The sequence below is a fragment of the Corynebacterium sp. KPL1814 genome, from assembly GCF_000478175.1.
Classification (GTDB): Bacteria; Actinomycetota; Actinomycetes; order Mycobacteriales; family Mycobacteriaceae; genus Corynebacterium.
Map to the genome: position 1 here is coordinate 430,436 of NZ_KI515775.1, position 18,314 is coordinate 448,749.

Sequence of the window (18,314 nt, forward strand, 5' to 3'; positions counted from 1 at the left end):
GTAGCACCGCCCGTGGTGGCTTAAGCCTGCATATCTTTCATTGCTTTAACGGTTATCTACCTTATATGAGATGGGCTGCTGCTTAAAGTCTCGAGGTAAGAAGGTATTATTTTGCAGCGAACTTGCTCCTCGGGCGTTGTGTAAATATGCAATTCGCGGAAGGATATACGCAGATGCGAAGCGGGAAGATAAGCAAGGCGGCATGACGAAACCCCGCTTCCTCCGTCGATTTTTATCCGGAAGGAAGCGGGGTTGCAATGTGCCCCTGGTGAGACTCGAACTCACACTGGACGGGTTTTGAATCCGTTGCCTCTGCCAATTGGGCTACAGGGGCAATCAAAAGCGTGCGCCTTTGACTGTTGGAAATACTAGCGCAGGGGTTGGCGCAATTCCTAATTGGGGTCCCCTACCCGTAAAAAGCCCTGCTCAATGCGGTGAAGTTGGGTGGGGTATCGCCGTGTCCACGGTGTTGCCTAGTATGGGGCAGGTGACTTCCAATAAGAACCGCCTTTTGCTCATTGACGGCCATTCGATGGCATTTCGTGCCTTTTATGCCCTGCCGGTAGAAAACTTTTCTACCTCCGGCGGCCAGCACACCAACGCGGTGTATGGCTTTTTATCCATGCTGTCCAACATTGTCTCTGAGGAAAAGCCGGATGCTATCGCGGTTGCCTTTGACGTTGGCCGGAAGACTTTCCGCACGGAGATGTTCCCGGATTATAAGGCGCAGCGCGAGGCCGCGCCGGAAGAATTTAAGGGCCAAGTAGATATCATCCGCGATACCTTGGAGACCTTGGGGATAACGACGCTCTCGCGTGAAAATTACGAGGCCGACGATATTTTGGCCACCCTAGCAACACAGGCGCAGGACTACGAGACGCTGATTGTCACCGGTGACCGCGATTACCTGCAGCTGGTTACGGATTCGACCACGGTGCTCTATCCCATGAAAGGCGTATCCACGCTGCACCGGTTTACCCCAGAAGCCGTCGAGGATAAATACGGGCTTACCCCCGCGCAGTATCCCGACTTTGCTGCCCTGCGAGGTGATCCATCCGATAACCTCCCCGGCATTCCCAAGGTGGGAGAAAAGACCGCCACCAAGTGGATAGTCAAGTATGGAGACTTGGCTTCCTTGGTAGAGCACGCCGAAGAAATCAATGGCGTGGTGGGAAATAACTTCCGCGAACGCATCGAGCAGGTGCAGATGAACCGGAAGCTCACCCAGATGATTACAGATATGGACTTAGATGTTGGCCCAGATGATCTGGCCTTTAAGGAAGCCAAGGTTGCCGATGTTGCCGCGAAGTTCGATGAGCTGGAGTTTGGCACCAACCTGCGCGACCGTGTCCTTTCCGCCATCCCAAATGATGGCGCAGAGGCTGCTGAGCAAGCCGCAGACGCCCCAGACGTCGAGCTCACCATCGATGACGCCTCGCTGAGCGAATGGCTACCTAACCGCGAGCACGTAGCCGTATATGTGCAAGGTGAAGGTACCCCGGGCCAAGGCGATGCCTCTGCCATCGCTTTTGTGGACCGCGACCACCACGGCCTGCAGGTGGAACTCGGGGAACTTTCCGCCGATGAGGAAAAGGCCTTGGTCCAATGGCTAGAATCGCCGGCCCCTAAGTATTTCCACGCCGCGAAGGCTGTGTTCCACATGCTGGCAGGGCGCGGGATTGAGCTCAACGGGCTTGCGCACGATACGGCCTTGGCGGCGTATATCCTGCGCCCAGGCCAGCGCACCTACGAGCTTTCCGATGTCTACCAGCGCCATCTTCAAAAGTCACTCGGCGCCGCCTCGGAGCAGATGTCGCTGCTCGATAGTTCCTCCTTGGTAGATCAGGCGGCGGCAATCATGGAGCTGGCGGAACAACTCACCGCGGAGCTGCAGGACATCGACTCGTTCGAGTTGTACACTGACCTGGAACTGCCGCTGGTGACCATCCTGGCGCGCATGGAGGCTACGGGTATCGCGGTCGATGTAGACATTTTGGAAACCCAAAAGGATGCCTTTGTGGAGCAGGTGGCGGAGCAAGAACGCTCCGCGCGGGAACTTGCTAGCGATGACAAGCTCAACCTAAATTCTCCTAAGCAGCTACAAAAGGTGCTTTTTGATACCTTCGATATGCCCAAGACGAAAAAGACGAAAACGGGCTATTCCACGGCCGCGAAGGAAATCGAGCAGCTGGCCATCAAGCACCCTCACCCGTTCTTGGACCACCTTTTGGCCCACCGCGAGTACCAAAAGATGAAGACCACGTTGGAGGGCCTCATCAAGACCGTCCAACCGGATGGCCGCATCCACACCACCTTTAATCAGACGGTGACCTCGACGGGGCGATTGTCCTCGACGGAGCCCAATCTGCAAAACATCCCAGTGCGCACGGAGGCCGGCCGCCAGATTCGCTCGGCGTTTATCGTAGGCGAGGGATTTGAGCAGCTAATGACCGCGGACTACTCGCAGATTGAAATGCGCGTGATGGCGCACCTGTCTGCCGATCCTGGGCTGATTGAGGCCTACAAGGCCGGCGAGGACCTGCACAATTTCGTTGGTTCTAGGGTCTTCGATGTGCCCGTGGATCAGGTGACTCCTGAGCTGCGCCGCCGAGTAAAGGCCATGTCCTATGGCCTTGTCTATGGCCTGTCCGCGTTTGGACTTTCGCAGCAGCTGGGAATCCCTGCCGGTGAAGCCAAGTCCATTATGGAAAGCTACTTTGAGCGCTTTGGCGGTGTGAAGAAATACCTGGATGATGTTGTGGAGCAAGCCCGCAAGGATGGTTATACGGCCACGCTCTTTGGCCGCCGCCGCTACCTGCCAGAGCTCAACTCCGATAACCGGCTGGCCCGCGAAAACGCGGAGCGCGCTGCGTTGAATGCCCCGATCCAGGGAACGGCCGCGGATATCATCAAGGTCGCGATGATTCGCGTGGACCGTGCGTTGCGCGATATGAAATCACGTGTTTTGCTCCAGGTCCACGATGAATTGGTGGTGGAGGTCGCCCCCGGCGAGGCCGATCAAGTCCGCGAGATTCTTGAGCGCGAGATGGATTCTGCCATCGAGCTGAACGTGCCCCTCGAAGTCTCTGCCGGCGCCGGCACGGATTGGGACGCCGCGGCCCACTAGTTCGATGATGACGCTTAACCGGCGCGAACGCGCCCGCATGCGCTTGGCCGCCCAGGGGCTCACGGCCCAACGCTGGCACACCGCTGCAGAGGCGGTGCGCGCCTTTGGCGTTACGCAAGGCCAGGACCTGCATTCGGTGCGCCGGTCCTTGGCGCTGCGCGCAACGGATGAATCGGATAAGTCCGAGATCGTGCGCGGCTATGCGATGCGCAATACGCTGTTCGCCGCCTCCGTCAAGGATATGGGCTGGATAACCGAGCTATGCGCGAAGCCTCGAAAAGGCGATGCAGCGGTACGGGAAGCCGTGCTGCAGCTTATCGATGCCCCATTAACGCGCGCAGAATTGAAAGCACGCGCCGCCCGGGCCTTGCCCGAGCTACCTTTCTGGCACGTGGTACGCATCGCCATGGAAAGCGGGCATGCGTGTTATGTAGGCGAAGAGCAGCTCATTACTCCGGTGGAGCTAGACGGCATCGAGGTACTTTTTAACGGTGACGCGGTGGCCGCCACGACGGAACTGATGACGCGCTATTTCCGCACCCATGGGCCGGCGACTGTGCAGGACTTTGCCTGGTGGTCCAAGCTGCCCCAAAAGCTCATTCGTCCCGCAGCCGAGAATTTGCCGGATGACCTCATCCGAATAGGCAGGGAAGGCGAGGAGCTGGTCTCTGCAGAGGTCCTAGAGCTACCAGAGGTGAAAAAGAAGAAATCGGTGCTGCTATTGGGCGCCTTTGATGAATACATTTTGGGCTACCAAGATCGACTTTTTGCCATGTCAGCGGATATGCACCACGCGCTCGTTCCCGGGAACCAGGGCATTTTCCGCCGCGCCATCGTTATTGACGGCCAAGTGCGCGGCATGTGGAATAAACAGGGGATTGAGGACTGGGGGATTCCCGCTTACGCAGCAGGCCGCGTGGAACGCCAGTGGAAGGAGTGCTGAGAAGTGCGTGAGGAAGAAGAGTATTTTAAAGTAATTTCATGGAGTTTCTCGGAAAACGTATTAGGTGGAAGTCTCGCCCCTTCGTCTTGCGCTTTTTTGAGTCTATATGGGCAGCCATGGTCCCATACCCGGCGGGACAGATTGCTGAGAGCGGCTTAAAAGAAGCGGTAAGCAGCGATACATTTTACTTCATTTACTATGCGGTCATGGTTTTTGGGTTTTTCCTTTCTGCTGGTAACGCCGCCAGGGAAGGCGAGAACCCGTGGCGCTACCGGGGGCAGGCGGCCGGTGTAATGATCGCTGTAACTGTCATTGCCGTGGCCTTCCCGTATTCGTGGGTATTTGCGCTCATTACTATTGCTGCCGTGGTGTACTACCTCTGGCCGCGCATCGCGGTGGAATCCTCCTGAGGTCGCTTTTCCACTAAGCAGCCGGCCAAGAGGTCAAAGGGCGTTTGGCCGATGGCTAAAACAGAAAGGCCTAGAATCGCAACGATAATGCCGTCGATATTCCAGCCGGTAAGCGTCAGGGGCGTGAGCAGTAGCCACGAATTGCGCAGGCACGCGGTGACAAACGGCGAGCGGGCCGGGATGATTTCGAGCTGCATCGACCATTTGCCCAGGGAGGTAGACTTCTTCGTTTCCACCCACACGCGGTAGATATAAAAGACCACGGCGAGAGCGACCGCCTCGTAGATCTCTTCGGGGCGGCCGGATAAGGGGGAACCGGCAAGCGCATTAATCAGCCACCGCACCACGGTGACGATGGCGGCCACGAGAAAGGCGTCGATCCACCACGCCACGGCGCGGCGCAGGGCAATTCCTAGTCTTTCGGCGATCATGTCCTCCACGTTAGCTGTAGGCGCGGCAGATGAAAATCATGCTGCCAGGGAAAATTTCTCCGCGCTGCCTAGACCACTGACCCCAGGTGGTATCTAAGCCTTCGGGCCATTCCGGTTCGATGATGTCCTCGATGAGAAACGGGCCGCGACCTTGGAGCGCGCGGAACCAATCACTGATGGTGCGGTGAAATTCGGCGTAGGTGAGCGTCCCGGCGGAATCGTGTTCAAGATAGGCGCGGTCGAAGTAGCTGATTTCTGCGGTGAGGCTGGTGGGATCATCGGGGAAGATCCAGCGCATTGGATGCGTCACGGAGAATACGAAGCGCCCACCTGGGCGCACTACGCGGGCAACTTCCGCGAGCGCGGCATCGAGATTGGCGAGGAAGGGGAATGCGCCGAACGCAGAAAATGCCACGTCAAAGGAGTCGGTGGCGTAGGGCAGTGCCAGCGCATCGGCTTGGATGAGCGCCAATCCGGGATCTGCGTGGGCGAGCATTCCGCGGGAAATATCGCAGCCGGTGACAAAGCGGGCGCGGGTGCTCAGCCACTGGGTGCAGGCGGCAGACCCGCAGCCGATTTCGAGGACGGCGGCGGAGGAGACATCGCCAAGCAGCTGTGCATCGGCCTCGTGCAGCATCTCCGGGCACCAATAAAAAGAGGAAAGGTACTCGGGGTGCTCGGCATGGTAGTTGGCCGCATCACCGTCCCAGTGGGATTGATTGGCGTGAGAAGGCGAAGTCACTGGGGTGGGTTACCTTTCTGTTTGGCGTGCAATATTTGCCGTATAAGCTGGACAGATGTAGGCTCTTACAAGCATGTCTATGCCACGGGTTGTTGCAGGCTATTGTAGGAAAGCTTGGGGCAATCACGCGGCGGGATCGAATGTGGCCTCTATCTCCTGTATTTGTGCAGCGCAGATGGGCTTTTAATTCGAGAGACACGCAGTTGTCCACGAACGATTTCCTACATTTATTCGGAGCATTTTTACAATATGCCATCTTCTACTACCCCTCAGGTTGCGATCAACGATATCGGAACCGCAGAGGACTTCCTCGCAGCTGTAGACGCCACCATCAAGTACTTCAACGATGGTGACATTGTCGGGGGTACCGTCGTCAAGGTTGACCACGACGAGGTACTGCTGGACATCGGATACAAGACCGAAGGCGTTATCCCCTCCCGCGAGCTGTCCATCAAGCACGATGTCAACCCCGACGAGGTCGTCGAGGTCGGCGATGAGGTTGACGCGCTTGTCCTGACCAAGGAGGACAAGGAAGGCCGCCTGATCCTGTCCAAGAAGCGCGCACAGTACGAGCGCGCTTGGGGCGCCATCGAGGAGCTGCAGGCCAAGGAAGAGCCGGTTACCGGTACCGTCATCGAGGTCGTCAAGGGCGGCCTCATCCTGGACATCGGCCTGCGCGGCTTCCTGCCTGCTTCCCTCGTTGAGATGCGTCGCGTCCGCGACCTGGAGCCCTACATTGGCCAGGAGCTGGAAGCTAAGATCATCGAGCTGGACAAGCAGCGCAACAACGTTGTTCTGTCCCGCCGTGCATACCTGGAGCAGACCCAGTCTGAGGTCCGTTCCGAGTTCCTGCACCAGCTGCAGAAGGGTCAGGTCCGCAAGGGCGTTGTCTCTTCCATCGTCAACTTCGGCGCCTTCGTCGATCTTGGCGGCGTCGACGGCCTGGTTCACGTCTCCGAGCTGTCCTGGAAGCACATCGACCACCCATCTGAGGTTGTCACCGTTGGTGACGAGGTAACCGTTGAGGTTCTGGACGTTGATCTGGACCGCGAGCGCGTTTCCCTGTCCCTGAAGGCAACCCAGGAAGACCCATGGCGCGTCTTCGCCCGCACCCACGCTGTGGGCCAGATCGTGCCGGGCAAGGTCACCAAGCTGGTTCCGTTCGGTGCGTTCGTTCGCGTCGAGGAAGGCATCGAGGGCCTGGTTCACATCTCCGAGCTGGCTCAGCGCCACGTCGAGGTTCCGGACCAGGTTGTCACCGTTGGCCAGGAAGTTATGGTCAAGGTTATCGACATCGACCTCGAGCGTCGTCGTATCTCCTTGTCCGTCAAGCAGGCTGACGAGGACTACTCCGAAGAGTTCGATCCGTCCAAGTACGGCATGGCTGACTCCTACGACGAGCAGGGCAACTACGTGTTCCCAGAAGGCTTCGACCCGGACACCAACGAGTGGAAGGAAGGCTTCGACGAGCAGCGTCAGGCTTGGGAGGCGCGCTACGCAGAGTCCGAGCGCCGCTTCAACCTGCACACCGCTCAGATCGAGCGCAACCGCGCTGCCGCCGCAGAGGCTGCAGAGTCCGCTGAGGCATCCTCCAACTACTCTTCTGACTCCACCGATGCAGCTCCGGCATCGGAGACTCAGGCAGAGTCCGGCGGATCCTTGGCTTCTGACGAGCAGCTCGCCGCACTGCGCGACAAGCTCGCCGGCAACGAAGACGCCTTTGGGGTTTAGGGTGAGATAGTCCCTAACTCCACGCAGCTGCACTAGCCGCGTCCTTCTCCTTTCGGGGAGATAGGACGCGGCTTTGTGAGTTTTATGACAGTATATGCAAACGATTGCCCGTTATTTTTCGTTTGCGGGTTCTTGACCTGCGGCAAAGCAAAGGCGCCTGCAAAAAAGACAACTATCCCCACTTAAGACCACTAAATTGGGCTTTTGTTTGTGTTGCCTCTCACTTATAATCCAAGTGTGACGTAATAGCCAGTTGAGTACTGACTATTGTTTTGTCTTTATGCAAGGAGTATGAAGTGGCATCTGTGAAGGACACTTCCACACACATCATCGATAGCTTGGGCGGCGCCGATAACATCACGTCGCTAACGCACTGTGCGACGCGCCTGCGTTTTCAACTCGCTGATGTGGGGAAAGTAGATCAGGAAAAGCTGGAAAGCGATACGGCCGTACTCGGTTCCGTCACGCAGGGCACGCATGGCTACCAAGTGGTCATGGGTGGCGGCGTGGCCAACTACTACGGCGAAATCATCAAAGACCCCGGGGTAACTCCCGCTGATGAGGAATCCTCGTCATCGAAAAAGAATTACGACGGCGTGCGCGGAAAGTACGATTGGATCGACTACTGCTTCGAGTTCCTCTCTGATACCTTCCGCCCGGTTTTGTGGGCGCTGCTTGGCGCCTCCCTCATCATTACGCTCTTGGTGCTGGCGGATACCGTTGGTATCCAAGACTTCCGCGCGCCGATGGAGGAGCAGCCGGAGGGCTTCCGCTTGGCCCATGCGATGTTCCAATCGGTCTTCTACTTCTTGCCGGTAATGGTGGGTGCCACCGCCGCTCAAAAGCTGGGCGCGAATATGTGGGTCTCGGCCGCCATTCCGGCTGCTCTTCTCACACCAGAATTCATGTCCCTGGGTGAACAGGGCGATACCGTGAACGTATTCGGCCTGCCGCTGGTGATTAACTCTTACGGCTCCCAGGTATTCCCGCCGATTTTGGCCGCCATCGGCCTGTTCTGGGTAGAAAAAGGCTTGAAGAAGATCATCCCGAGCGCCGTGCACATGGTCTTCGTGCCGTTCTTCTCGCTGCTCATCATGATTCCGGCAACGGCCTTCCTGCTCGGCCCATTCGGCATCGGCGTGGGCAACGGCATCTCCTGGGTACTGTTCCAGATCAATGACTTCTCGCCGTTCATTCTGGCCATTGTCATTCCACTGCTGTACCCATTCCTGGTGCCCATGGGCCTGCACTGGCCGCTCAACGTGATCATGATTCAGAACATCACGACCTACGGCTACGACTTCATCCAAGGCCCCATGGGTGCGTGGAACTTCGCCTGCTTCGGCGTCACCGGCGCCGTGATGGTCATCTCCATGAAGGAGAAGAACAACTCCATGCGCCAGGTTTCCGTCGGTGCCTTCGCGGCCGGCATGCTCGGCGGTATTTCGGAGCCGTCCCTCTACGGCATCTTGCTTCGCTTCCGCCGCACCTACTACCGCCTGCTGCCGGGTTGTGCCATTGGTGGTGCAGTGATGGGGCTTTTCGATGTCCGCGCTAACGCCTTCGTCTTCACCTCCATCTTGACCACCCCAGCTATGACCCCGCAGGTGGGCTACATCATCGGCATCGCCGTGGCATTTTTCACCTCCTTCTCCCTCACGCTGCTGTTTGGCTACCGCACCGCAGAGGAAAAGCAAGCCGATCTTGAGCGCATCGCCCGCGAGAATAACGAGACTGTGGAAGAGGTTGCTAGCCGCTCCGAGTCCCGCATCATCGGAGGATCCGATGATGAGTCGGACGGTTCCGAGAATGCACAGGCTGCAGTGGTTGTCTCCGCCACCGGGATCGCCACCAAGGAAGCAGAACAGGCAATCATCAAGCTGGACTCTCCTCTGGAGGGCGAGGCCGTGGACTTGTCTGAGGTACCGGATCCCATCTTCGCCGGCGCCAAGCTTGGGCCTGGCGCTGCAGTGAAACCAACCGGAAATACCGTCTACGCGCCTGCCGATGGCACCGTGCTCACCGTTCAAAAGTCCGGCCACGCGATCGGGCTTAACCTGGATAGCGGCGTACAGCTGCTCATCCACGTTGGCCTGGATACCGTGGAACTGGGCGGCGAGGGATTTGATGTCCACGTGGAAAAGAAGCAGCGCGTTTCTGCTGGCGATAAGCTCATCAGCTTTGACGCAGACTTCATCAAGTCCAAGGACTACAACCTGATTACCCCGGTCGTTGTCACCAACGCCAAGAAATTTGGTTCCGTGAGCGGCGCTACCGGCGCGGTCGCCCCAAGTGATGAGCTCTTGCAGGTTCATCCAAAGCCGGAAGAAGAACTCGAGTCCTAATAGGAACTCATAGGTTGTCCAACAAGGAGCCCAGACCTACGACCTGGGCTCCTTTTCGCGTACCCTGGTATCTTATGAAGCTAATCGGATTAACCGGGGGAATCGGCAGCGGGAAATCTACGGTAGCGAAGCTGTGCGCCCAGCGCGGCTGGCGGGTTGTGGACGCAGACCGCATTGCCCGGGACATCGTCGAGCCTGGCCAACCGGCCTTGGCCGAGCTTGCGGAGAAATTCGGCGAGGACATCCTGCAGGAAGACGGCAGCCTCGACCGCAAGGAACTTGCCCGCCGCGCGTTCGTGGATAAGGAACACACCGAGCTTCTTAATTCGATCACGCACCCGCGCATCCAAGAAGAGACCCAGCGACAATTTGCCGCCGCGCGCGAAGAGGGCGTTGATTTTACGGTCTATGACATGCCGCTGCTGGTGGATAATGGGCTCGACGGAGATATGGATTTTGTCATCGTCGTTGATGTGGATCCAGAAGAGCGAGTGCGTCGCCTCGTGGAGTTCCGCGGACTCGATGAAGCAGACGCGCGCAAAAGGATTAACGCCCAAATTTCTGATGACAAGCGCCTCGCGGCAGCAAGCCATGTCATAGACAATAACGGCACGCAGGAACACTTGGCAGAGCGCGCGGCTGCGGTCTGCGATGAGATCGAAGCGGCGTCTTCTTAACCTTAACCTTTTTGGTAAGTAGCGTTAACGTATTTTCCTATAAACGTTTACTTTTGGCCCCTACACTATTTAAGCGTGGGAACTTGGGGCACTGGACCATTCGATAATCACGCGGCGCGAGACATACTCGATAGCCTGCGGGATGGTTCTTTTGATCTCCGGCACTTTCAGCGCTCCTGCGGCACGGGTGCGCTCGATTCAGATGAAGCCGAGGCGGTCATCGCATTAGGTGCGCTGACGAAGCTGCCTGCCGATGGCCTGCCGGACGGCGTAGCGCCACGAGATTTGGCGTCTCTGTACACTCCGCAATCCAAAGCGTGGCTGCGCCGGCGCATCAACCAAGCCATGTGTTCTGATTCCTCGTCGGTCTACGCACTGTGGGAACCGACAGGGGAGCTGGACCAGTGGCTGCACACCGCCCAAGCCGCACTGCCGTGAAATGGCTAGCAGGAGCGTATAAGCAGTAGAATAGCGGGCATGGCTTTTGCTGCTGAACACCCCCTTATTCCAAATTCTGAACACCGCGTCGTCGGTGAGGTAGAACGCACCCCCGGCAAGTTTCAAGTCGTTTCTGAATATGAACCCGCCGGTGACCAGCCTGCGGCCATCAAGGAACTTGATGAGCGCCTCAACCGCGACGAGCGCGACGTTGTGCTCATGGGTGCAACGGGTACCGGTAAATCCGCGACGGCCGCGTGGCTGATTGAAAAACAACAGCGACCCACGCTAGTGATGGCTCCCAATAAAACCCTGGCCGCACAGTTAGCCAATGAGCTGCGCCAATTATTGCCCAATAACGCGGTGGAATACTTCGTCTCCTATTACGACTACTACCAGCCAGAAGCCTATATCGCGCAGACCGATACCTATATCGAAAAAGACTCCTCCATCAATGAGGATGTCGAGCGCCTGCGCCACTCGGCCACCTCTGGATTGCTCTCGCGGCGCGATGTCGTGGTGGTCTCTTCGGTCTCGTGCATCTACGGCCTGGGTACCCCGCAATCCTATTTGGATCGCTCGGTCATTATCGCCGTTGACGAGGAACTCGATAGGGATCGTTTCCTGAGACTGTTGGTAGATATCCAGTACGAGCGCAATGACGTGGGCTTTACCCGCGGTACCTTCCGCGTGAAGGGCGATACGGTCGATATCATCCCGGCATATGAGGAGCGCGCGGTGCGCATCGAGTTCTTCGGTGATGATATTGACTCGCTGTACTATATCCATCCGGTGACAGGTGATGTTATCGAGCAGGTCGAAGAAGTGCGCATTTTCCCCGCCACGCACTATGTGGCCGGCCCAGAGCGCATGGAAAAAGCCGTGGCCGATATCAAGGAAGAATTGGCTGAGCGCCTAGAAGATCTAGAAAACCGCGGCAAGCTCCTGGAAGCGCAACGGCTGCGCATGCGCACGGAATATGACCTAGAGATGATCGAGCAGGTGGGGTTCTGTTCCGGCATTGAGAACTACTCCCGCCACGTGGATGGCCGCCCGGCAGGGTCCGCACCAGCTACGCTCTTGGACTATTTCCCGGAGGACTTTCTTACCATCATCGATGAGTCCCACGTGACCGTGCCGCAGATTGGCGGCATGTACGAAGGCGATATGTCGCGCAAGCGAAACCTGGTGGAATTCGGCTTCCGCCTGCCTTCTGCGGTGGACAACCGGCCACTGACCTTCGACGAGTTTGAGGAGCGCGTCGGCCAGACGGTCTACATGTCTGCTACTCCAGGCGATTTCGAAATGACCTCCTCCGGCGGCGAGTTTGTCGAGCAGGTCATTCGCCCGACTGGCCTGGTTGATCCTAAGGTAACGGTGAAGCCCACCAAGGGCCAGATCGATGACCTCATTGATGAAGTCCGTGGTCGCATTGCATCTCAGGAGCGCGTGTTGGTCACCACCTTGACCAAGCGCATGGCAGAAGACCTGACGGATTACCTCTTGGAGCAGGGGATTAAGGTCCGCTACCTGCACTCGGATATCGATACGCTGCAGCGCGTGGAGCTCTTGCGTCAATTGCGCCAGGGTGAATTCGACGTGCTCGTGGGCATTAACCTTTTGCGTGAGGGCTTGGACTTGCCCGAGGTCTCGCTCGTGGCCATCCTCGATGCGGATAAGGAAGGCTTCTTGCGTTCGACGACGTCGCTCATCCAGACCATTGGCCGTGCTGCGCGTAACGTATCGGGCGAGGTCATCATGTATGCGGATAAAATCACCGACTCGATGCAGGAAGCCATCGATGAAACGGAGCGCCGCCGCGAGAAGCAGATTGCCTATAACAAGGAACACGGCGTGGATCCGCAGCCTTTGCGCAAGAAGATCGCCGATATTTTGGATCAGGTCTACGAAAACAATGGGGAAGAGGCAGCCGAGTCGGATCCCTCGGCGGTGGTGGAAAAGCGCGATGTCTCCAGCATGGCTACCGATGAGGTTGAGGCTCTCATTAATGACCTGCAGGCACAGATGGGCGCGGCCGCGCGCGAGCTGAAATTCGAGCTGGCCGGCCGGCTGCGCGATGAGATTGCGGATTTGAAGAAGGAATTGCGCGGCCTGAAAGAAGCTGGAATCTAGCAGCACGCGTTAGTCTCCAATAATGCTCTCCCCCTAAAAGTGCGCACTCCTGCAACCTTGGGCTTATTGATTCAGCGTCCTGACTATACTGGGGGCGACTTAATAAGCCGGTTCAATGTGCCGACCTAGTAATTCACCAGCAAGGAGAATCATGCTTACGTATCACACCATCGCCGTCGGTACCGATGGCTCCGAAACTTCCCTGCGTGCAGTGCGCTCGGCGGCATCAATGGCACGGGCATATGACGCCAAGCTCATCATCGTCTCCGCGGCCTATAATCACTCAGGCTCCATGCTTGGTGCCCCCAGCGGGGAAGGATCCCGGCTACCGGTGGTCAGCGAGGAAATGGCCAATACTTACCTCACGAATGCACAGCGGATTGCCGAGTCCGAAGGCGCGGAAAATATTGAGGTGGTCACCACCCCCGGTGACCCTGTCAACGCCTTAATTGAGGTTACGGAGAAATACGACGTGGAGCTCTTGGTCGTGGGCAATCGCGGCGTTAATTCCGTGCGCGGACGCGTTTTCGGTTCAGTGCCTACGGAACTTACCCATAAATCCAAGGTGGATGTCGTGGTGGTCAACACGAGTGAAAAACGTTAATCATTTTTCATTGTTACACTTGCAGTAACGCCAAGTTGGCACACTAGAATAGATAGGGTACACACCCACAAAGAAAGGTCATCATGAGCGACTACAGCACGATTGTTGTCGGTACTGACGGTTCCAAGTCCTCCCTCCTCGCCGTGGAGCGAGCAGCCAAGATTGCCGCTGCATTCGATGCCACGCTGATCGTCGGTTGTGCTTACTACGAGAATCAAGAGCAGGCCTCGAAGACCTTGCGCCAGGATTCCGTCACTATTCTCGGTGATGAGAAGGCTGAAGCTAACCTGCAGGCGGGCAGGGAAGAAGCGGAAAAGCACGGGGTTTCCAAGGTGGAAACCGCAGTCCGCCCTGGCACGCCGGTACAAGCCCTCATGTCCATTGTCAACGACAATGATGCAGACCTGCTCATCGTTGGTAACCGCGGCATAAATTCCCTGACCGGTCGTTTGCTTGGCTCGGTGCCGGCAGATGTGGCGCGCCAGTCCGACTGTGACGTCATGATCGTGCACACCGTCAATTAACCTAGGCTTTCGCCTTACCGGCATTCGCCTTACCCACCGCAGCGAGTCCTTTTCTGGGGTCGCGGCGGTGGTTTTGTGATCCTAGCGGGGGTTAAATCACATCCCCGGTATCTCCTACCAGGGTCAGCGTCTGCGTGGCCCGTGTGATGCAGACGTATAGATTCTGCAGCCCCTGCGGGGAGGCGTCAACAATCTCGCGCGGGTTAAGCACGATCACGTGGTCAAACTCGAGGCCCTTGACGGATTCGGCGTTCGTGGCGTCAATGACCGCAGTCAGGCGCCCATCGTCCTCGGTGGTGACGCCGGGGGTGAAGTCGGCATCGGCAAGCCGGCGCACCGGCGCGCCATCGCGAATGGCAATGGCAGGGGTGGCGTCAGGATCAATGGCGGCCAACAGGCCATTGGCAAGCTCGGTAATGGGCTCAGGTGTGCGGTAGTTGACGGTAAGGAGGTGGTGGCGGAAGCGCTGGGCGATGAACGGCTCCAAGGCCTCGCCCCAGTCATCCACGCCGGCCGGGGACCCCGTCTGCGAGGTATCGCCCACCAGCGTCATCCACCGCGAGGGGCAGCGGCGGAAGAGCATCCGCCATTCCATCGGGGTAAGTTCCTGCGCCTCGTCCACGATGATGTGGCCAAAGGCCCACGTGTGATCCTCCCGGGCGCGCTGCGCGGTGGTGCGCGTATCCCGCACCTCCTGGCGCTGCGCCAGAGTTTCTGCGTCGATCACGTCGTGCGCCGAGAGGATTTCCGCCTCGAACATGTCATCGTCGTTATCAGTGGATTCAGAGGAGGACAGGATATCCAACGCATCTTCTGCATCCGCGATCTGCTCGCGCCACTCGGCGTCCTTGGCCGCCTTCTTCTCTTCAGGATTGGGCAGGCCTATGAGGACGGCCAACTCATCCAAAAGGGCGGCATCGGAATCAGTCCAGGCGTAGCCATCAGCGCGGTACAAGGCGGCTTGGGTCTCCTCATCGTAGCCGCGGGCAGCGGAGGCAATGAGTTCGCGGGAGGACAATAGCGCGGCGAGTACCTCAGAGGGATCAAGCTCGGGCCAAAAATCATCGATGCAGCCCACCACGGACTCATCAACGGCAAGATCGTCGTGGAATTGGTCCACATCCGCGCGGCTTAAGAGGTTCTCCCCGCCCAGCGGATCCGTGCCCACCTTGTTGGCCATCCCCTGGGCCAGATCCTCTACGAAGTGTTCGATGAACGCCTCGCGCGCCTGGTTATGCGGCTTGCGGGAGCGGCGAGCGCGGGTCCGCGCTTTTTTCACCATGGAGGGCGTGATGGTTAGGGTCAGGCCATCCACGGTGATGTCCTGGGGCTCATTTGGCACCTGCTGATAATCCTTGACGGCGGCGCTCAGGATTTCCGCCATGGCCTCGCTGCCCTTAATTTCGCGGCCCACAAGCCCCTCGGTATGAGTGGGAGTGATGCCGGGGAATAGCCCACCGATGGTGGAGAGCACGACACCGGTTTCACCGAGCTCTGGTAGCACGCGGGAAATATAGTCCAAAAAGTTGGTATTGGGTCCAACGATGAGCACACCGGTGGAAGATAGCTGCTCGCGGTGGGTGTAGAGCAGGTAGGCAACGCGGTGTAGCGCGACGGCAGTTTTACCGGTGCCGGGACCGCCTTCTACGACCATGACGCCGCGGGTATTATCCCGGATGATTTCGTCCTGCTCGCGCTGGATGGTTTCCACGATGGACGTCATGTGTCCCGTGCGGGCGCGTTGCATGGCAAAATACAGGGCGGATTCGCTTGCCACGCCTGCTTCTTCCTCGCGCACACCTGGGCCATCTAAGGCCTCGTCATTGACATCAGTGACCGTGCGCCCGGTCATGCGGATCTGGCGGCGAGTGTGTACGCCTTCAGGTTGTGCGGTAGTGGCGAGGTAAAAGGGGCGAGCCATGGGCGTGCGCCAATCCAGCAGCAGGGTGCGGTAGTTTTCTTCGCGCGCATCCAAACCCATGCGGCCGATATAGCGGCGATCGAGTCCTTCTTCCGTCGGGTTATCGCCGGGGGCATCGATATCGATGCGGCCAAAGACGAGCCCCATCTGTGCGACGTTGAGGCGGTCCAACTTGGCCTGGAGGCCGTGGTATTCCGTTTCGCGGCGCACTAAGGCATCGGCATCGGGGGTCGCCGGATCAACCTCGGCTTGGACCTCATTCAGGCGCGCGTTTGCCGCGGCTACCTCGTCATCGAGGCGGTCAAAGAGGCCATCGACATAGTTCTGCTCGGCTTCGATGGCTGAAATTCCAGCGTTATCCGCGCGGCGGGATGAAGATGCATCAGCAGGAGAATGAGTGGCTGGAGAATTCTTCGGTGCAGAGTTCACAAGACTCCTCAGAATGAAACACGAAAATATGGGGTAAGCACGCACACGCGTGCCGTGTAGGGGAGGTTCGAGTTTAGACCTTGCCGTGACAAAGAACAACGGCCCAGCGTAAAGGCTGGGCCGTGTGCGAGGGTTAAGGCGAATTACTTAGCGCGCTTTTCAATCTTCTTGATAGCGGCTTCGATCTTCTTATTAGCCTTCTTTTGCAGCTTATCTGCGTGCTTAGAAGCCTTCTTAGCAGCGCGCTTGGAGTCTGCCTTGTCGAGCTTCGATGCGGCGTCATCGGCACGCTTTTGTGCCTTGTTCGCGGCCTTGACGGCACCCTTGCGGGCGGTCTTAGCGTTGGACTCAGCGGACTTCAGCCAGTCCTGCTTGTTGTCGCCGACGTAGGACTTGGCGCTATCCACGGAGTCCTCGATGAAGGACTTCGCGTTGTCCAAGAAGCCGCGACCGGAATCCTGCCAGTCGTCCTTGTTGTCATCGACGTAGTCCTTGGCGTCATCAACATAGGACTTTGCGGTATCCAGGAGGCCGCGACCGGTGGACTGCCAGTCATCCTTGTTGTCATCCACATAGGCCTGAGCCTTCTGGGAGGTCTCATTGAACCAGTCGCCGGCCTTGTTGGACAGCTCGTTGGCGCGAGCGGAAAGCTCCTCGCGCTTTTCCTGGGACTCAGACTTGGTAGGCAGCGCCTGCTGAATCTTCTTATTGGTGCGCTCACCGGCCTTCTGTGCGCGCCAGCGCAGGGAAGGCTTGCCCTCGGTGTCCTGGGTGGTGATAAAGAGCGCGCCGAGCAGGGCGGTGTTGGTAATGAAGCCGTTGCGACGGTCTTCCTTGTCCTTCTTGTTATCTGCGGCCCAGAAGTTATTCTTGCCCACCAAGTTAGGCAGGGTAGCGGCAGCCAGCACGGCTGCGGAGGTGCGGGGTGCCTTGCCCAGAGCCAAGGTGGTACCTGCACCGATCTTTGCGCCGCCGAGGGCGCGGGTAGCTAGTTCCGGATCATTGGGAATCAGGTTTTTGTAACCAGAGGGGACGAACTTGCGCAGGCTCTTGAGGAAGCCTTCGGTTTCCTTGGTGTGCTCCGAGGCATTGCGCAGGTCGTCTACACCTTCCCATACAAATACCGATGCCAGCATGGGGCGGGCAAACTTGCGAATCATAGTCCTTTAAGCTCCTTAGCTCGTTGTTTTAGACCAATCGTGTGATTGACCATTGTACGCTGAAATAGCCGCCTAGATCACCACCGGCGCTCCCACCAATCACCCAACTTGGGGCGTTCTTCCCCCAAGGTGGTGGGCTTGCCGTGCCCCGGGCGGATGATGGCGTTATCTGGGAACTCCTCGAAGATGCGCTTGCTGACGTCCTTATATAGCCGCACAAAGTCGCCCTCAGAGGTCGTTCGGCCCAATCCACCGGGGAAAACGGAATCTCCCACGAAGAGGTTGGTGACACCGTCAACGGTCGCTACGAGTGCCACGCCGCCGGGGGTATGGCCGCGCAGGATGATGATCGGCAATTTCATACCGGCAAACTCGATGGAATCGCCCTCGCGCAGTTCAACGTCCACGTCTTCTGGAATGGCGGGCGAATCAATAAAGGAGGCGTAGTGTTTTGCGTTGGTGGCCTGCAGGACCTCCCCGAGCGCACGCACGTGATCCCAGTGGCGGTGCGTGGTGAGCACGGCGGTGATGTCAACGCCTGCCTCGCGCGCCATGTCGAGGATGGCGGGGGCGTTATCGGCGGCATCGACAAGCAAGCCTTGATCGCCGGCAGTCAGCAGGTAGCAGTTATTGTCCATCTCCGAAACGGAGATCTGGTGAAGATGTAGCTCGTTAGTCATACGTCCCAGCCTACGGGTA

Annotated in this window: 15 protein-coding genes and 1 tRNA gene; 10 read left to right on the forward strand and 6 right to left on the reverse strand. The window is 58.0% G+C overall.

Annotated features, from left to right (window positions below; genetic code table 11):
• Positions 1-260: 260 nt before the first annotated feature.
• Positions 261-334: transfer RNA gene (locus HMPREF1257_RS05900), tRNA-Leu, on the reverse strand.
• 144 nt (positions 335-478) lie between these two features.
• Here HMPREF1257_RS05900 and polA point away from each other — a divergent pair.
• From polA to HMPREF1257_RS12500, 3 genes are all read left to right on the forward strand, one after another.
• Positions 479-3,127, forward strand: coding sequence for a DNA polymerase I (gene polA / locus HMPREF1257_RS05905; RefSeq protein ID WP_034659248.1), 2,649 nt, complete (start codon positions 479-481; stop codon positions 3,125-3,127).
• 4 nt (positions 3,128-3,131) lie between these two features.
• Positions 3,132-4,070 carry a DNA glycosylase AlkZ-like family protein gene (locus HMPREF1257_RS05910; RefSeq protein WP_023026508.1) on the forward strand — a complete coding sequence of 313 codons (939 nt, stop codon included), beginning with the start codon at positions 3,132-3,134 and terminating at the stop codon, positions 4,068-4,070.
• Positions 4,071-4,276: 206 nt separating this feature from the next.
• Positions 4,277-4,480 carry a hypothetical protein gene (locus tag HMPREF1257_RS12500; RefSeq protein ID WP_232211478.1) on the forward strand — a complete coding sequence of 68 codons (204 nt, stop codon included), beginning with the start codon at positions 4,277-4,279 and terminating at the stop codon, positions 4,478-4,480.
• On the opposite strand, the gene HMPREF1257_RS05920 is transcribed toward HMPREF1257_RS12500, so the two are convergent.
• Together HMPREF1257_RS05920 and HMPREF1257_RS05925 are read right to left on the reverse strand one after the other, a co-directional pair.
• A complete protein-coding gene (locus HMPREF1257_RS05920) occupies positions 4,444-4,911 on the reverse strand; it encodes an RDD family protein (RefSeq protein ID WP_023026512.1) in 468 nt (155 codons plus the stop codon). The two genes, HMPREF1257_RS12500 and HMPREF1257_RS05920, sit on opposite strands and share 37 nt — an antisense overlap.
• Positions 4,912-4,921: 10 nt before the next feature.
• A complete protein-coding gene (locus HMPREF1257_RS05925; RefSeq protein WP_023026514.1) occupies positions 4,922-5,653 on the reverse strand; it encodes a class I SAM-dependent methyltransferase in 732 nt (243 codons plus the stop codon).
• A gap of 249 nt (positions 5,654-5,902) precedes the next feature.
• Here HMPREF1257_RS05925 and rpsA point away from each other — a divergent pair, with 249 nt between their 5' ends.
• The 7 genes from rpsA (at position 5,903) to HMPREF1257_RS05960 (ending at position 14,105) form a co-directional block, all read left to right on the forward strand.
• Entirely contained in the window at positions 5,903-7,384 is a 1,482-nt protein-coding gene (rpsA, locus tag HMPREF1257_RS05930) for a 30S ribosomal protein S1 (RefSeq protein ID WP_023026517.1), read from the forward strand.
• A gap of 296 nt (positions 7,385-7,680) precedes the next feature.
• A complete protein-coding gene (locus HMPREF1257_RS05935; RefSeq protein ID WP_023026519.1) occupies positions 7,681-9,729 on the forward strand; it encodes a glucose PTS transporter subunit IIA in 2,049 nt (682 codons plus the stop codon).
• Positions 9,730-9,803: 74 nt separating this feature from the next.
• On the forward strand, positions 9,804-10,406 hold the full coding sequence (coaE, locus tag HMPREF1257_RS05940; protein ID WP_023026521.1) for a dephospho-CoA kinase: 603 nt from the start codon (positions 9,804-9,806) through the stop codon (positions 10,404-10,406).
• A 75-nt stretch (positions 10,407-10,481) separates the two neighbouring features.
• Positions 10,482-10,844, forward strand: a complete 363-nt coding sequence (locus HMPREF1257_RS11615) for a DUF4259 domain-containing protein (RefSeq protein ID WP_023026523.1) — start codon at positions 10,482-10,484, stop codon at positions 10,842-10,844.
• A 39-nt stretch (positions 10,845-10,883) separates the two neighbouring features.
• Positions 10,884-12,977 (forward strand): excinuclease ABC subunit UvrB, encoded by a 2,094-nt coding sequence (uvrB, locus tag HMPREF1257_RS05950; protein ID WP_023026525.1) that lies wholly within the window; start codon positions 10,884-10,886, stop codon positions 12,975-12,977.
• 151 nt (positions 12,978-13,128) lie between these two features.
• Complete coding sequence (locus HMPREF1257_RS05955; RefSeq protein WP_023026527.1) at positions 13,129-13,581, forward strand: universal stress protein; 453 nt, start codon at positions 13,129-13,131, stop codon at positions 13,579-13,581.
• Between the two features lie 83 nt (positions 13,582-13,664).
• Positions 13,665-14,105: a universal stress protein gene (locus HMPREF1257_RS05960; protein ID WP_023026529.1), complete on the forward strand. Its 441-nt coding sequence runs from the start codon at positions 13,665-13,667 to the stop codon at positions 14,103-14,105.
• Between the two features lie 91 nt (positions 14,106-14,196).
• Here HMPREF1257_RS05960 and HMPREF1257_RS05965 read toward each other — a convergent pair whose 3' ends face one another.
• The 3 genes from HMPREF1257_RS05965 to HMPREF1257_RS05975 form a co-directional block, all read right to left on the reverse strand.
• On the reverse strand, positions 14,197-16,455 hold the full coding sequence (locus HMPREF1257_RS05965; protein ID WP_023026531.1) for a UvrD-helicase domain-containing protein: 2,259 nt from the start codon (positions 16,453-16,455) through the stop codon (positions 14,197-14,199).
• A gap of 143 nt (positions 16,456-16,598) precedes the next feature.
• Positions 16,599-17,615 carry a DoxX family protein gene (locus HMPREF1257_RS05970; protein ID WP_023026533.1) on the reverse strand — a complete coding sequence of 339 codons (1,017 nt, stop codon included), beginning with the start codon at positions 17,613-17,615 and terminating at the stop codon, positions 16,599-16,601.
• Between the two features lie 77 nt (positions 17,616-17,692).
• Complete coding sequence (locus HMPREF1257_RS05975; RefSeq protein WP_023026535.1) at positions 17,693-18,295, reverse strand: MBL fold metallo-hydrolase; 603 nt, start codon at positions 18,293-18,295, stop codon at positions 17,693-17,695.
• Positions 18,296-18,314 lie beyond the last annotated feature (19 nt).

What these genes read in the sequence shown, in the direction of transcription:
- HMPREF1257_RS05955 (WP_023026527.1), top strand. Translation starts at nt 13,129, where the DNA reads ATGCTTACGTATCACACCATCGCCGTCGGTACCGATGGCTCCGAAACT.
- HMPREF1257_RS05960 (WP_023026529.1), top strand. Translation starts at nt 13,665, where the DNA reads ATGAGCGACTACAGCACGATTGTTGTCGGTACTGACGGTTCCAAGTCC.
- coaE (WP_023026521.1), top strand. Translation starts at nt 9,804, where the DNA reads ATGAAGCTAATCGGATTAACCGGGGGAATCGGCAGCGGGAAATCTACG.
- rpsA (WP_023026517.1), top strand. Translation starts at nt 5,903, where the DNA reads ATGCCATCTTCTACTACCCCTCAGGTTGCGATCAACGATATCGGAACC.
- HMPREF1257_RS05975 (WP_023026535.1), bottom strand. Translation starts at nt 18,295, where the DNA reads ATGACTAACGAGCTACATCTTCACCAGATCTCCGTTTCGGAGATGGAC.
- HMPREF1257_RS05920 (WP_023026512.1), bottom strand. Translation starts at nt 4,911, where the DNA reads ATGATCGCCGAAAGACTAGGAATTGCCCTGCGCCGCGCCGTGGCGTGG.
- HMPREF1257_RS05910 (WP_023026508.1), top strand. Translation starts at nt 3,132, where the DNA reads ATGATGACGCTTAACCGGCGCGAACGCGCCCGCATGCGCTTGGCCGCC.
- uvrB (WP_023026525.1), top strand. Translation starts at nt 10,884, where the DNA reads ATGGCTTTTGCTGCTGAACACCCCCTTATTCCAAATTCTGAACACCGC.
- HMPREF1257_RS05970 (WP_023026533.1), bottom strand. Translation starts at nt 17,615, where the DNA reads ATGATTCGCAAGTTTGCCCGCCCCATGCTGGCATCGGTATTTGTATGG.
- HMPREF1257_RS12500 (WP_232211478.1), top strand. Translation starts at nt 4,277, where the DNA reads ATGGTTTTTGGGTTTTTCCTTTCTGCTGGTAACGCCGCCAGGGAAGGC.
- polA (WP_034659248.1), top strand. Translation starts at nt 479, where the DNA reads ATGGGGCAGGTGACTTCCAATAAGAACCGCCTTTTGCTCATTGACGGC.